The organism is Roseimaritima multifibrata, from assembly GCF_007741495.1.
GTDB classification, from domain to species: Bacteria; Planctomycetota; Planctomycetia; order Pirellulales; family Pirellulaceae; genus Roseimaritima; species Roseimaritima multifibrata.
Genome location: NZ_CP036262.1, coordinates 2,126,991 through 2,140,095, shown reverse-complemented (window position 1 = coordinate 2,140,095; position 13,105 = coordinate 2,126,991). Strand labels below are relative to the sequence as shown.

Annotated in this window: 10 protein-coding genes; 7 read left to right on the top strand and 3 right to left on the bottom strand. The window is 53.4% G+C overall.

The window, feature by feature from the left end:
* Positions 1–6 precede the first annotated feature (6 nt).
* The gene (locus tag FF011L_RS07785) at positions 7–1,554 is read right to left on the bottom strand and encodes a hypothetical protein (protein ID WP_145351078.1); all 1,548 of its coding nucleotides are present in this window, start codon (positions 1,552–1,554) and stop codon (positions 7–9) included.
* Here FF011L_RS07785 and FF011L_RS26220 point away from each other — a divergent pair.
* Together FF011L_RS26220 and FF011L_RS07780 are read left to right on the top strand one after the other, a co-directional pair.
* Positions 1,541–1,855 (top strand): hypothetical protein, encoded by a 315-nt coding sequence (locus tag FF011L_RS26220; RefSeq protein ID WP_218933076.1) that lies wholly within the window; start codon positions 1,541–1,543, stop codon positions 1,853–1,855. The two genes, FF011L_RS07785 and FF011L_RS26220, sit on opposite strands and share 14 nt — an antisense overlap.
* Positions 1,856–1,891: 36 nt before the next feature.
* Positions 1,892–3,337 carry a sulfatase gene (locus FF011L_RS07780; protein ID WP_391560921.1) on the top strand — a complete coding sequence of 482 codons (1,446 nt, stop codon included), beginning with the start codon at positions 1,892–1,894 and terminating at the stop codon, positions 3,335–3,337.
* Between the two features lie 87 nt (positions 3,338–3,424).
* On the opposite strand, the gene FF011L_RS07775 is transcribed toward FF011L_RS07780, so the two are convergent.
* Positions 3,425–3,748, bottom strand: a complete 324-nt coding sequence (locus FF011L_RS07775) for a Rieske (2Fe-2S) protein (protein ID WP_145351077.1) — start codon at positions 3,746–3,748, stop codon at positions 3,425–3,427.
* An 85-nt stretch (positions 3,749–3,833) separates the two neighbouring features.
* On the opposite strand from FF011L_RS07775, the gene FF011L_RS07770 reads away from it, so the two are divergent.
* The 5 genes from FF011L_RS07770 (at position 3,834) to FF011L_RS07750 (ending at position 11,235) form a co-directional block, all read left to right on the top strand.
* Complete coding sequence (locus FF011L_RS07770; protein WP_145351076.1) at positions 3,834–6,632, top strand: M16 family metallopeptidase; 2,799 nt, start codon at positions 3,834–3,836, stop codon at positions 6,630–6,632.
* Positions 6,633–6,963: 331 nt separating this feature from the next.
* Positions 6,964–8,304, top strand: a complete 1,341-nt coding sequence (locus FF011L_RS07765) for an excinuclease ABC subunit UvrC (RefSeq protein WP_145351075.1) — start codon at positions 6,964–6,966, stop codon at positions 8,302–8,304.
* A 10-nt stretch (positions 8,305–8,314) separates the two neighbouring features.
* A complete protein-coding gene (locus FF011L_RS07760) occupies positions 8,315–9,238 on the top strand; it encodes a lipase family protein (RefSeq protein ID WP_145351074.1) in 924 nt (307 codons plus the stop codon).
* A 178-nt stretch (positions 9,239–9,416) separates the two neighbouring features.
* Positions 9,417–9,689: a hypothetical protein gene (locus tag FF011L_RS07755; protein ID WP_145351073.1), complete on the top strand. Its 273-nt coding sequence runs from the start codon at positions 9,417–9,419 to the stop codon at positions 9,687–9,689.
* Positions 9,667–11,235: an NfeD family protein gene (locus FF011L_RS07750; protein WP_145351072.1), complete on the top strand. Its 1,569-nt coding sequence runs from the start codon at positions 9,667–9,669 to the stop codon at positions 11,233–11,235. The genes FF011L_RS07755 and FF011L_RS07750 overlap by 23 nt, the downstream gene beginning before the upstream one ends.
* Before the next feature lie 695 nt (positions 11,236–11,930).
* Here the strand turns inward: FF011L_RS07750 and devC are convergent.
* Positions 11,931–13,097, bottom strand: a complete 1,167-nt coding sequence (gene devC, locus FF011L_RS07745; RefSeq protein ID WP_145351071.1) for an ABC transporter permease DevC — start codon at positions 13,095–13,097, stop codon at positions 11,931–11,933.
* Positions 13,098–13,105: the final 8 nt, after the last annotated feature.

Below are 13,105 nucleotides of genomic sequence, written 5' to 3'. Positions count from 1 at the left end.
TTTGCACTACCCGAGAGATTCCAGGGATGCTTCGGCAAAGGCGATCCGTCGTTTCGAATTAAGCGTCTGACCAAGATTATCCTCCACCCAGGCACGCATTTGCTTGGTTGAAATAGACGACAGACACGTACGCACTGACGAAGCGTCCCAGCGACGAAGCACCATCGGCATCGCCGATACCAAACTGGTCAATCCGCCTTTGCTCTGCTGACCTTCGAGTTGTTTAAATGCGCCGAAACTTGACTCCATGTTTTCGGTTGATAACCAGGCGCGATCTCGCGTGGCTAGCTTCGATTCGTTAGCCAGCACAAATTCGATGAGCGTTTCGATTAATCTGTCACATACTTCACATGCTGGCTGATCTTGGCATTCGTCTTCAAACGCCTTGCGAAGTTTCTTCGCTGTTCCATGAGCGAGCCCTTCTCGGTTGATCAATCGCAGGCCGATCTGAATAACCCTTTGGCATCGACTCCAAATCGACAAGTCCTCCCGATAGCCACGAATCCAACCGAATTTTTCATTGAAGCGTTTTGCTGTGACACCTTGCCGAGACCTCGACCGCGGATGCGACGCTTGGTAGGACAACATCTGTCCCCAACGCAGAACTGGTCCAAGATTCATGAAGCGAGCCTTGGTCTTGAGCGTTGGCGGTGTGAGGTGACACAGCTCGGTCTGTTGTACCGTAGAGCGACTGCGGCCTAACCAGCTCAGATAGCTTTGGAAGCGATCGTTGCTTTTCAAAATTCGCTCCAATGCATTGGCGGCGAAGTGCTTGAAATCACCCAGTACGATGGTTGATCTTTCTGCGTTTTGCAGTACATCCGCACTCTCACGTAGTTCTACCGCCCCGTCGCTAAGCAAGAATTTTGGCGTGCCGTGGATCGCCTGAAGCTCGCGATACACTTGCCGCATGTCGTCGCGTTTCCACTGGATTCCCGGGCGAACGGCCAGTGGTCGAAGTTGTTCACGAGCGAGTGTTTGACCCGGCGGCGGTAAATCTTTGGCCCGGATGGCGAGTACCTGTAAAACCTTCTCTTGTCCGACTTGGTTGGAGTGATCGACCATCCAGATCCAATCGTCAGCCTCCTCCGGAGGTTCCCCGAGAACTGCCACTCCGGCGCGGCACGCCCATGTACGGATGGTTTCTGCCGTGGGGATTTTACTGATGATCCCAAAGGCTTCAAAGACGATTTGAAGAGCGGACACCGCTGGTCGAAAGCCGATACGACGAGCAAGGTTCAAGCACAAGGCGATCGTCGCAGCACCGTATTGATGTCCTGGCAATGGTAGATCGCCCCGAAGCGTTGGAACTCTGTTGCGGCATTGCCGCTGTTGCTCGCATAGTGATTGGATCTCAGCGTGAGCCTCTCGCAGATCGTGCTTCGCTTGGTCGAGGCATCGCTGCTGCTGCTCAAGAGAAGCTCGTAACTGGCGATTTTCTTGTTTGATCCGTTCAGCCCTGACAGCCTGATTATTTCGACTTCGCAGCAATGTGCGTGCGGTTTCATAAAGAGATGAGCTGTACTGACCGAGAGAATTTGTGAATAATGCCATCGCTGTTGCGTTCCTTCGCTTTGGGAGATTTCGTAACCAACCAATACGAAAGTTCGTAGCAGCTTCCAATCCAAATTTTTACCGTGCTTACCAAAACGGCCTTCTTTTTGACGGTCCAGTCCCACGCTCCCCCCTGGACGATGCCGATAAAGGGATGCGGTGGTTGCCATATTTTCTTGTAGCCATGCTTTCTTGTAGCCATGTTTTCTCCCCGAAAAGGCGCGAAAATATCGCGAGACTTTTCTTTCGCGATCCCAGCGTCATCTCTCGTTATAATTCTATTTCAGCTTTTGACCGTTAGCCCCTTTGACGCCTGCTGCTCTTGCCGAGTTTTACCATGCGAACGATGTTGTTTAGTTGCGTTTTTGGCCTCCTGTTTGCCGGACAGGCACTCGCCAAGGAATCGATGAATGTCCTCTTTATCATTTCAGACGACCTGACCTCGACGGCCCTTTCCTGTTATGGCAACACGGTCTGCGAAACGCCAAACATCGATGCATTGGCTGCGGAAGGGACACGTTTTACTCAGGCCTACTGCCAGGGCACCTACTGCGGCCCCTCTCGCGCATCGTTGATGTCGGGATACTATCCCCATGCCACAGGAGTCTTGGGCTACACCAACCCTCGGCCGCAAATCGGCGATCGCCAAACCTGGTCACAGGTATTTAAAGACAACGGATACTACGCCGCTCGCGTGAGCAAAATCTTTCACATGGGGATTCCTGGTGGAGTTCTTATCGGGGGCGATGGACGGGATCACGACGGGGGCAATGGTGCCGACGACGTGCATTCATGGACCGAGCGATTCAATAGCTTGGGCCCCGAATGGAAAGCCAAAGGGGACGGGGAAACTTTGGAGGGAAATCCCGATGGCAAAAGACCTGTCGTCGGCGGCAACACGTTTGTTGTTGTCGAAGCCGATGGGGACGACATGGTCCACTCCGATGGGATGACGGCCGCCAAAGCGGTGGAACTACTGGAAACCAAACGGGACCAACCGTTTTGGCTAGGGGTCGGCTTCGTTCGCCCCCATGTCCCGTTTGTCGCCCCGGCCAATTACTTCCCTCCTTTCAAACCGTACAGCAAACTGGAATTACCAGAACGAGTCGCCGGCGACTGGGACGACACCCCCAAAGCCGGAATCAATTACAAGACCAGTGTCAACATGAAGATGGACGAACGACGACAGCGCAAAGCGATTGGGGGCTACTACGCTTCGGTTGCTTTCATGGACGCTCAAGTCGGCAAAGTAATGACCGCACTGCGTGAATCGGGAGAACTGGACAACACGATCGTGATCTTCACCAGCGACCATGGTTACCATCTTGGCGAGCACGATTTCTGGGCAAAGGTATCCCTTCGCGATGAATCGGCTCAGGTCCCAATGATCATCCGTGTTCCCGGAAAAAAACCGGCTGTCTGCAACAGCTTTGTCGAATTGCTTGATCTCTATCCGACCGTCACGTCGCTCTGTGGATTACCGGTCCCTAATCATGTTCAAGGGAAGGACATCTCACCGATGTTCGACAATCCCGAATATCAAGTTCGCGATGCAGCGTTTAGCGTCGCCCCGATGCGAAAAGGGTTCTTGCTGCGGACCGACCGCTGGTCCTACATCCAGTACAAAGAAGACGCTTCCGGAGGCATCGAGCTGTTCGATATGGACAATGATCCCAAGCAGTTCACGAATCTAGCGAAATCACCAGAACACGCGGACGTGGTCGCGGAGATGAAAAAACGGATGAAAGAAAAGTTGGCCGACGTGCGGAACAACGATTTATAGCCAATCGCCCCGTCTTGCTTTCCATTCGATAAAAAAAGCAAGTCGTTCGGTCGCGGTATCACCGAACGGCTGGACGACTGGATTCACTTATATTTGAACCCAGATCGCCCCCGCTTCTTCTTTAACCGGATAGGTTTCCAGCAGTTTCTGATTGTGGATCGTCTGCTTTCCGGTTGCCAATTCATACTGCCACCCGTGCCAGGGACAGGTCACACAACCGTTGTGAACGGCTCCTTTGGCGATTGGGCCTCCTTGGTGGGCACACATCGCATCGAGAGCGTAAAGCGTCTGCTGCTCGCGGAAGATCGCCAGTACGGCCCCCTCCACAACCACTTCGATCGCCGCGGAGTCCAATAATTCGTGACCTTCGCATGCTCGACGCCATACGGGAGTCTGGGTGGGGGCCGTCATGAATGCTGTAGGGTTTGAGGATGTGCTGGGGGCGGTACAATTCAAATTGTTCCAGTGTAGAAAAATACCCAATCAGGAGGCTGCCATGAACCATCTTGTAATCGATCTCTCCAATTATTTTATAGATCGAGTAGGAAGGAAGATGTTGGTATTGCTTGCAGCAATTTTATTCACCACTAGCTTGAGCGCGCAAGAGGCATCGATGCAGGCACCGAAACCAGTCGCACAGATAGAAGGAATTTCTGAATACAAGCTGGAAAACGGGGTGCGAGTCCTCCTCTTTCCTGATCCTTCCAAGGAACTTGTCACCGTCAACATGACGATCTTCGTCGGTTCACGTCACGAGGGTTACGGGGAAGCCGGAATGGCTCACCTGCTGGAACATATGTTGTTCAAAGGGACCCCCGCGCGTCCCAACATCCCACAATTGCTGCAAGATCGTGGGGCCACGTTCAATGGCACCACCTGGATGGACCGTACCAACTACTACGAAACCCTTCCTGCCACCGAAGAGAATCTTGATTTTGCGATCGCGTTGGAAGCCGACCGCCTGCTGAACAGCAATATCCTAGGTGAAGACCTTGAAAGTGAAATGACGGTCGTTCGCAACGAGTTTGAACGCGGCGAGAACTCCCCTTCGGGCGTACTCATGCAGCGAATTCAATCGGCCGCCTACGACTGGCACAATTACGGTCAATCGACGATCGGCAACCGCAGCGATATCGAACGTGTACCTGTGGTTCGCCTGCGTCGTTTCTACAAAAAATACTACCGCCCCGACAATGTGATGCTGGTGGTTGCCGGCAAGTTCGATACGGAGCGTACCCTGGAAATGATTCAGGAACATTTCGGGTCGCTGACTCGCCCCGAAACGCCGATCGATGGAACCTACACCACGGAACCGGCTCAGGACGGCGAGCGAACCGTTGTATTGCGTCGCGTTGGCGATGTTCCGTGGGTTGGAGCTGCCTACCACATTCCAGGAAGCGCCCACGAAGATTTCGCGGCGATGAAAATTCTGACGTATGTCCTCGGTGATAAACCGAGCGGTCGGCTGTATACCAAACTGGTTGAAACCGGAATGGCCAGCAACGTTTACGCAATGGCCAATGCGTTTCATGACCCTGGCTTGTTCATGACGTTGGTGCAGATTCCGGCCGACGCTTCGATTGAAGCCGTTCGCACCGAGATGCTGGAAATCATCGAAACCGATTTGCAGCAAAACCCGATTACCGACAAAGAAGTCGATCGCGCCCGTCAACAAATCCTAAAAAACCGGGAACTGCAAGCGACCAACAGCGACAAAATCGCAGTCTCCCTTTCGGAGTGGGCAGCACAGGGCGACTGGCGGCTTTACTTCCTCTTCCGCGACCGCATTGAAAACATGACGACCGAAGAAGTTCAGGCGGCTGCCAAGAAATATTTCACTCGCAACAACCGGACCGTGGGTCTGTTTATCCCAAGTGAAAAAAGTGACCGAATCGATATCCCTGCGGCTCCGAATCTATCGGCCGAATTGGCGGATTACAAAGGTCGCGAAGTGATCGAACAAGGCGAAGCCTTTGATCCCGATCCAGCGGTTATCGAACAACGAACCGAACGCGGCACTTTAAGCGGAGACATCCAATACGCGTTTCTCCCCAAAAAGACTCGTGGAGGCAGCGTCAACATGAAACTAACTTTGCGTTTTGGAAACGAAACAAAGTTGGTCGATAAAATTGCCGCCTCGGAACTGCTTGGAATTTTGATGGCCCGTGGGACCACGGACCTAACCTACAGCGAACTGCAGGACCAACTGACCAGTCTACGTGCGGACCTAAGCATTCACTCGGTCCCTGGGCTGTTAACCGTTGACGTCAGCACGACAAAAGAATTTGTGCCCGAAGTCATCGCTTTGGTTGGCAAGGTACTGCGAAGCCCCAGCCTGAGTGCCGACGAACTGGAAGTCCTCCGGCGACAAATCGTCACCAGCCTAGAAGCTTCGCAAAACGAACCTCAGGCACTGGCACCGACGGAAGTCCGAAGAAAGCTGTCTCCGTACTCAAGCGATAACGTCCGCTACGTACGAACCATCCCTGAAGAAATTCAGATGTATAAAGATGTCACCATCAAACAGATTCGGGAACTTTACGAAGGCTACATCGGCAATCACGCAGGCGAAATTGTCATGGTTGGCGACTTTGATCCTGAACAAGCCGCTGAGCAATGGAGCAGCGTTCTTGACGACTGGGCGGTCCCGAATCGCTATGAACGATTCGGCCGACCTGCCCACCCTAAAGTTCCCGGCAGTGTCACTCAGATCGAAACGCCGGACAAATCGAATGCCATGTTGTTCGCTCAACAACAATATGAATTGATGGATGATGACGAACGCTACCCTGCACTGTTGATGGGGAATTTCATCCTAGGTGGGGGTTCGCTAAGCAGCCGCTTGGCCGACCGCGTTCGCCAGCAAGATGGATTGTCCTACACGATTCGCTCGATGGTCTCGGGCCGCAAACGGGATGACCGCACCGACTTTACGCTGTACGCGATCACCAATCCGGAGAACAAAGACAAACTGCTTGTCGCCATCCGGGAAGAAATCGCCAAGGTCCTGGAAGAAGGTGTCACCGAGGATGAATTGGCTCGCGCCAAAAAAGCCTACTTAGATGGCCAGCGAGTCCAACGCACCAACGACAAATCGTTGACATCCACCCTAATGTCCACGATCTTCAATCAGCGGACGATGGACTATTACCAGGAAAATGAAGCGAGCATCGAAGCCCTGACCGTCGACCAGGTGAATGCCGCATTACGCGAATTCATCGACGTCGACAAATTGGTGATCGCCGTTGCGGGCGATTTCCAGAAAGCGGCAGAAGCACCGCAGGCTGAGAAGTAACCGACAGGTGACCGCGTTCGCTACGATAGAGCGGTAGGGGGTGTTCCTATCAATACATTCCCCTACCAACCCTTCGGACGCCAACAGAAGTGGCTAGCCGGCGGAATCAATTCGCTTGCTAGCCATCTGACCTAGGCAAAACAGGACAGCCCTTAAACCGAATTGGGGGGCTGTCAAAAAATCCGCTTGGCCCTTCTGCCGTGCGGCTGGAAAATCGTTTTCTGGGGGCTGGTCACTTCCCGCCAATCGGTTCGGATTCCTTCTCTCTCTGAGCGGGAAACCTTGCCTTTAGGGATCGCTGCCTGATAATAGCCCTAAAAAAGGTTTTTGAATGACACCCCAGGATCCCACACCGCCAATTGGAATTGGCAACCGACGCGCAGCGGAAAAGGTTAAGTCTTTTCCACAGACGCCCGGGATCTATTTGATGAAAGATGTCGCCGGGCGAGTCATCTACGTAGGGAAAGCAAAAAACCTGCGGAGCCGGGCCGGCAGCTATTTTCTGAAGGCAGCGGCCGCCGATTCACGGACCGCCGACTGGGTTGGCGAGATCGCTGACATTGACTTCATGCCTTGCGATAGCGAAGTCGACGCATTGCTGGCGGAAGCTCGTCTGATCAAAGACATTCAGCCGCAGCACAACAAAGACTTGAAGGATGACAAATCCTTCCCGTACCTAATGATCACGACGCACGAAGAATTCCCTCGTGTCGAAGTCACCCGCCAACCAAGAGAAAAAGGGGTCAAACTTTACGGCCCGTTCACCAGTGCGGGCTCCCTGCGAGGTGCCATTCAAGTCCTCCAACGGATCTTCAAATTTCGCACCTGCACGCTCGACATTCACGAAGATGACGAGCGTTGGAAGTGGTTTCGGCCATGCTTATTGGCAAGCATCCAGCAGTGCACCGCCCCCTGCAACCAGCGAATCACCAAGGAAGCCTATCGCCGCGACATCCGGCGTTTACAGACTTTCCTGGATGGCGGCAAGCAAAAATTGCTGAATGAAATGAAAACGGAAATGCTGACCGCAAGTAAAGCCCTCGATTTCGAGCGAGCCGCGGTCCTGCGCGATGAATTAAAGATGTTGGAAAAACTGGATGAGCGTGGCGAACTGGAAACACACGCCCAACCCGAAGTTTTCTACATCGATCCGAAAAAGGGACTGAACGGTCTCCGCAAAGTGCTTGGCCTAAAAGAAACACCGCGTGTGATTGAAGGAGTCGACATCGCTCACTTAGGTGGCGGAGAAACGGTCGCCAGTTTGGTCCAATTCATCGACGGGCTTCCCTTTAAACCGGGCTATCGACGCTACCGAATTAAGGATGTCAAAGGGATTGATGATTACCGAAGTATTCACGAAGTTGTCTCGCGAAGGTTTCGGCGACTGGCGGACGAACAGGAATCTTTCCCAGACATCCTCCTTATCGACGGTGGCAAGGGACAACTGAATGCGGCGATCGCGGCCTTTCGAGACCAACAGATCGAACCGCCAACTTTAATTTCCCTGGCGAAACGGGAAGAAGAGATTTTCCGTCCGGGTGAAAGCGAACCGCTACGACTTAGCAGGTCCGCCTTCGCGCTCCGTTTACTACAATACGTGCGAGACGAATCCCACCGTTTCGCTCAGCACTACCATCATATTTTACGCAACAAAGCCACTTTGGATCGATAGAGGTGATTCCATGCCAAGCCTGATCAAGGACCATGATGAAGTCCCGTTGGTGGTTCATTCCAAAGTGACCGGACCGGTGGAGAACCTGTCGTTCCTCGAGAAATCACTGCTGTTCGCCGAACTTTCAATGGTTTCCTACAACGACGAAGCGGAGGCGACTCGCGCGGCAATCGCGATCGGTTTCCCCGATGTCACTCTGTTTGACAATGACGGTTCACAGGCCTTTCGATTCCGCAACGACAACGATTGCATCATCGCATGCCGGGGTACCGAACCAAACGAATGGAACGACATCCAAGCCGACGTCGACGCGACGGCGGTCTTGGCCGAAACCGTCGGTAAGGTCCATCGCGGTTTTAAGAAAGAGGTGGACGATCTATGGCCGGAACTGGAAACCGCTTTAACCGACAATGATCTTCCACTATGGTTCTGCGGACATTCGTTGGGCGGAGCGATGGCAACCATTTCGGCAGGCCGTTGCTTTCTTTCACATATCGCCTGCAATCCTTCGGCACTGTTTACCTACGGCAGCCCACGAGTCGGTGACAACGCCTACGTCAACTACGTCGAACTGGACCATTACCGCTGGGTCAACAACAACGATATCGTGACGCGAGTCCCACCGGCCTGGTTGGGATACCGACACGCGGGCCAAGAAGTCTACCTGAACCGCAATGGAATAATCCGAAAACTAACCGGAATGCGACGGTTTATGGATCGAGCCAGAGGATTCGCGAGAGGACTGCGGCGTTGGAAGATCGATCACTTTAGCGATCATAGCATCCACAATTACATCGATGCCATCTTACCCGCCGCACAAGAAGATGCATCGGATCGTCGTCATGGCGAAGCAGCCACAAAGGCGGACGAACTAGCGATGCCCGCTCCCGAACCCAAGGGCGAACCGACAGACTCCGAAGAAGCCGTTCGTTAGCACCGGCTTGGTCGGCCGATGTTTAGAATTTACCGTTCCCCTCGGCCTCGCGTTGATTTCGTGGAATGCTGTTTTTTTGGGGACGTGCGATTTATAAGTTGACGATTTCCGTTCAGGCTGCTCTTGTTTGTTTCCGCCGGGCTCGTCCCGGTCGGTACAACAACTGGCAGCTACCTGAATGCCTCCCCCCATTCGATCCCTCTCCGCCAGCGTGATTCGAGGCCCCAAGATTTGCGTCGACACCAATGCCCAACGGCTTGTCGATTTAGTGATGGTCGCCTTTCGATTAGCTCGGCAGGCCGCCACGGGAAGGGTGAAGTTTGATTCCGCCGCCAAACCGAATCAAAAAACGTCCACGCCAATTCTGCTAAAATACGTTGTTCACTGTTTCTGTCCTGTTCGAGGGCATTTATTAGAGGGAGATTCGCATGGTTCGCTTTCGTTTGCGTAAGCTCTCGATCGACTATTTGTTCGCCTACTGCGTCTTGATTGTTTGCTCGGCAATCGTGCTGCCCAGTGGTTCCTGGGCAGCGGAACCGGATGTAACACCGGCGACCGAACCAGCGGCTGAGGAATCACCGTCACCGCAGGGACCTTTGCTGACCGCACAGATGATCCGCATCGAAGGGATGATCACCCCACTCAGCGGTGCGATCTGGCTGCGGAAATTTGACGAAGCCGTCGCGAAAAATCCAGACATGATCATCCTGCATATCGACAGTCCAGGCGGCTATCTAAGCACGACGATGGAACTGATCGATCGCCTACAAAAAACCAAAGACATCCAGACGGTCGCGTACATCGATAACGAAGCGATCAGCGGAGCCGCGCTGACGGCTTTGGCAACCGATCGGATTGTGATCGCTTCCTCGGCTCGTTTTGGTGATGCCGGAGCGATTGTCGCCGGAAGTGATTCGGCGTTCCGGTATGTCGATGCCAAAGCAAGAAGCGTCTTCGTGGCGCAGGTTCGCGCGATCGCGGAAGCTTCCGGACGATCCCCGGCACTTGCGGAGGCGATGGTCGACAAAGACGTTACGGTTTTCGAAGGGACCCACAAGACCGATGGGAAACGTGCATTCTTCACTACGGATGAATGGGAATCGATTCCTGATTCCGACGAATGGACCAAAGGAAAACCGGTTTTTGAAGCAAAAGAGAACAGGTTCCTCACTCTGAACGGAAGAAGAGCCGTGGAGTTAGGCGTCGCCAATGACGCGGCAGAAGACCTGGATGAATTGGCGACGCTTCTGGATATCGAATCGCCGATCCCCACCATCCGACCCGACCGTTGGGATGCTGCGGTGGTCGTACTAAACCATCCGCTTGTCACCGCGTTGCTGCTGATCGTCGGCTTCGGTGCACTGCTGTTCGAACTGAGTGCTCCGGGGATTGGAATTGGTGCTTTCCTATCAACGCTTTGTTTCACAACCTTTTTCTGGAGCCGCTTTTTGGGCGGGACAAGCGGCTGGCTGGAAGTCCTGCTGTTTGTCCTTGGGTTGACTTTCATCGGGCTAGAATTTTTCGTCATTCCCGGGTTCGGAATCGCTGGGGTGGGAGGGATAGCCATGCTACTCGTTTCGCTGGTGATGGCATCACAGCATTTTTTCATCCCTGAAAATTCATTCGATTGGCAGCACTTAGGGGTCAGCGTGGGGACCGTTGTCATGTCCTTACTAGCCTGTGCGGTACTGGGGATTTTCATGCTGACGTATTCGGAAAACATGCCAGGGCCGCTCGGTCGATTTGCGCTCAAGCCCCCCTCGGCGGAGGACCTTAGTGTGGCATCGATCGCAGCTTCGACCCCAGAGGCTCCCGGCTGGTCGATCGTGCAAGTCGGAGACCTAGGGCAAAGCGTTTCCGCACTCAGGCCATCAGGAAAAGCCCAATTCGGCGAACAATTTGTCGACGTCGTTACCGAAGGGGATTTTATCGATCCCGACCAATCACTGAAAATCATCAAAAAGAGCGGCACACGCGTCGTCGTGCGAAGCGTCTAAATGGGCTGTCGTTTTAATAAGTTGTCGCCTTTCACTCGGGACGTGAAATTTATAGGTGACGTTTATTAAAGCCTTTCGCGGGGAACCAGAAAGTAGGCCGGACCAAAGAGCGATAGCGATGCCGTTCCGGCGAATGACCGGGCCTCGTAGCTCCGCCTCTCGGGATGTGCGATTTATAAATGACAGGTTTGAAATTCGCTGCGCCGATGGAATCCCACTCCACGACGCAAGTTTTGAAGTTGCGATTATTAGAGTTGGTCATTCTGCTTCTTCCAGGCTTGTCCCCAAAAGGTGCAACCAATGTTGACCGCCTAAACGCGATGGAACAGCGTCCCCTGGTCGGTTTATCCGACAGGAACAAAAGATTTAAAATTAGCAGCGGTCCCCCTCATCGCATTGCCTCCGGTTCGGCTTGCCGCTTTCAGCGGCAAGCCGAACCGGAGGCGCGAGCTATTCAGAACTTGATCTAACTTCAAATCTCTGCTTCATGCCAGGCAAGCTGGCATGTGGCCGACTCCGTATGGATACCTGAAGTTCGACCATTCATAAATCGCACGTCCCCCGAGGCGGCGAGATCCGCAAGCACGAGTCTCGGAGAGACTCGTGCTACGTGCCTCCTATAAACTTCACATCCCGAGCGAAAGGCGATAATCAATCGTCTACTTGCTCAGTCTCTGGCGCTTCCATCTTCCCCTTTAAAACAGGCTGGCAGGGTCGGCAGTGATCAATTTTCGCAGGGCCAAAATCCCGCTAACCAAACACATCAAAACGGTCAGCCCCAGCACCGAACCGATCCGCCAAGGGTCCATCAACATCGGTAATCCCACCGTCGTTTGCAGCACCTGGAACAGTCCCCAGCTGACTAACAGGGCAGGGAGAAACCCGATCAATGACAGGTATAACGATTGCCGGACCACCAATCCTAAAAAATACCGATTGGGATACCCCATCGCTTTCAGAGTCGCAAATTCTGGCATCGCATCATGAATGCTGGTGAACAAAATTTGATAACAGATAATGACTCCCACCGCGAATCCCATCATCGAACCGATAAAGAAAATCATTCCGATGGGCGTCTGCGTATTCCAAAACTGAATTTCTCGTTGAACCAAATCCTCTCGCGGCGTGACCACCCAAACATCCGGGGCAAGCGACTGCAGGCGTTTGGCAACCATCACCGGATCGGCGTCCGGATTCAGATGGATCAGCCCAAGATCGACGACCGACAAAGGATCTCCGGATCCTCGAAACGGGAAGTAGTGGGCAAAGTTATCCTGACTAAGCAGGACCGTCCCATCATTGGCGAAGTCCGTCCCAAGCCCAAACGTTCCGACCATCCGAATATCGTTATTCAGCAGTTCAACCGATTGACTTGCTAACTTATCAAGATCATCGACAGCAAACCCGTATTGGCTGCGTGTTCGCCGATCAAGCAGAGCAGAGCGGGGCGGTTCCAACGCCGACAATTGATCATGGATTTCCGGAAGCGAGAACCGATTTAAATCTAGTGGAATCCCAACCACTCGAATCGGACGACGCTTATTGCCAACGACTCGGATTTGAGCACGCGCCCGTTCGATGTAAATCGGAATCGCAGAAATCACGTCGGGATCGGCCGCGACTTGGTTCAGCAAGTCGTAAGAGAACCGATGCTCACTGGTCAACGAAAATCGAGCTCGGCTGGTCGCGACCAAATCGCAATCGACCGCTTTCAAAATCTGCACTGGGCTATCCAGCAGTGCATTTCGAAAACCATTCTGCATGAACATCAGGACGGCGGCGAAACCGACTCCGGCAGCGCCCAGAAACAGCCGACGCCAGTCACTGGTCAAATTCTTCCATGCTAAGGGTGTGCGCGACATCTTGTTGC

Excerpts from the sequence above, each read along its gene's own strand:
- FF011L_RS07785 (WP_145351078.1), bottom strand. The coding sequence starts at position 1,554 with ATGGCATTATTCACAAATTCTCTCGGTCAGTACAGCTCATCTCTTTAT.
- FF011L_RS07750 (WP_145351072.1), top strand. The coding sequence starts at position 9,667 with ATGGTTCGCTTTCGTTTGCGTAAGCTCTCGATCGACTATTTGTTCGCC.
- FF011L_RS07760 (WP_145351074.1), top strand. The coding sequence starts at position 8,315 with ATGCCAAGCCTGATCAAGGACCATGATGAAGTCCCGTTGGTGGTTCAT.
- devC (WP_145351071.1), bottom strand. The coding sequence starts at position 13,097 with ATGTCGCGCACACCCTTAGCATGGAAGAATTTGACCAGTGACTGGCGT.
- FF011L_RS07765 (WP_145351075.1), top strand. The coding sequence starts at position 6,964 with ATGACACCCCAGGATCCCACACCGCCAATTGGAATTGGCAACCGACGC.
- FF011L_RS07755 (WP_145351073.1), top strand. The coding sequence starts at position 9,417 with ATGCCTCCCCCCATTCGATCCCTCTCCGCCAGCGTGATTCGAGGCCCC.
- FF011L_RS07770 (WP_145351076.1), top strand. The coding sequence starts at position 3,834 with ATGAACCATCTTGTAATCGATCTCTCCAATTATTTTATAGATCGAGTA.
- FF011L_RS07780 (WP_391560921.1), top strand. The coding sequence starts at position 1,892 with ATGCGAACGATGTTGTTTAGTTGCGTTTTTGGCCTCCTGTTTGCCGGA.
- FF011L_RS07775 (WP_145351077.1), bottom strand. The coding sequence starts at position 3,748 with ATGACGGCCCCCACCCAGACTCCCGTATGGCGTCGAGCATGCGAAGGT.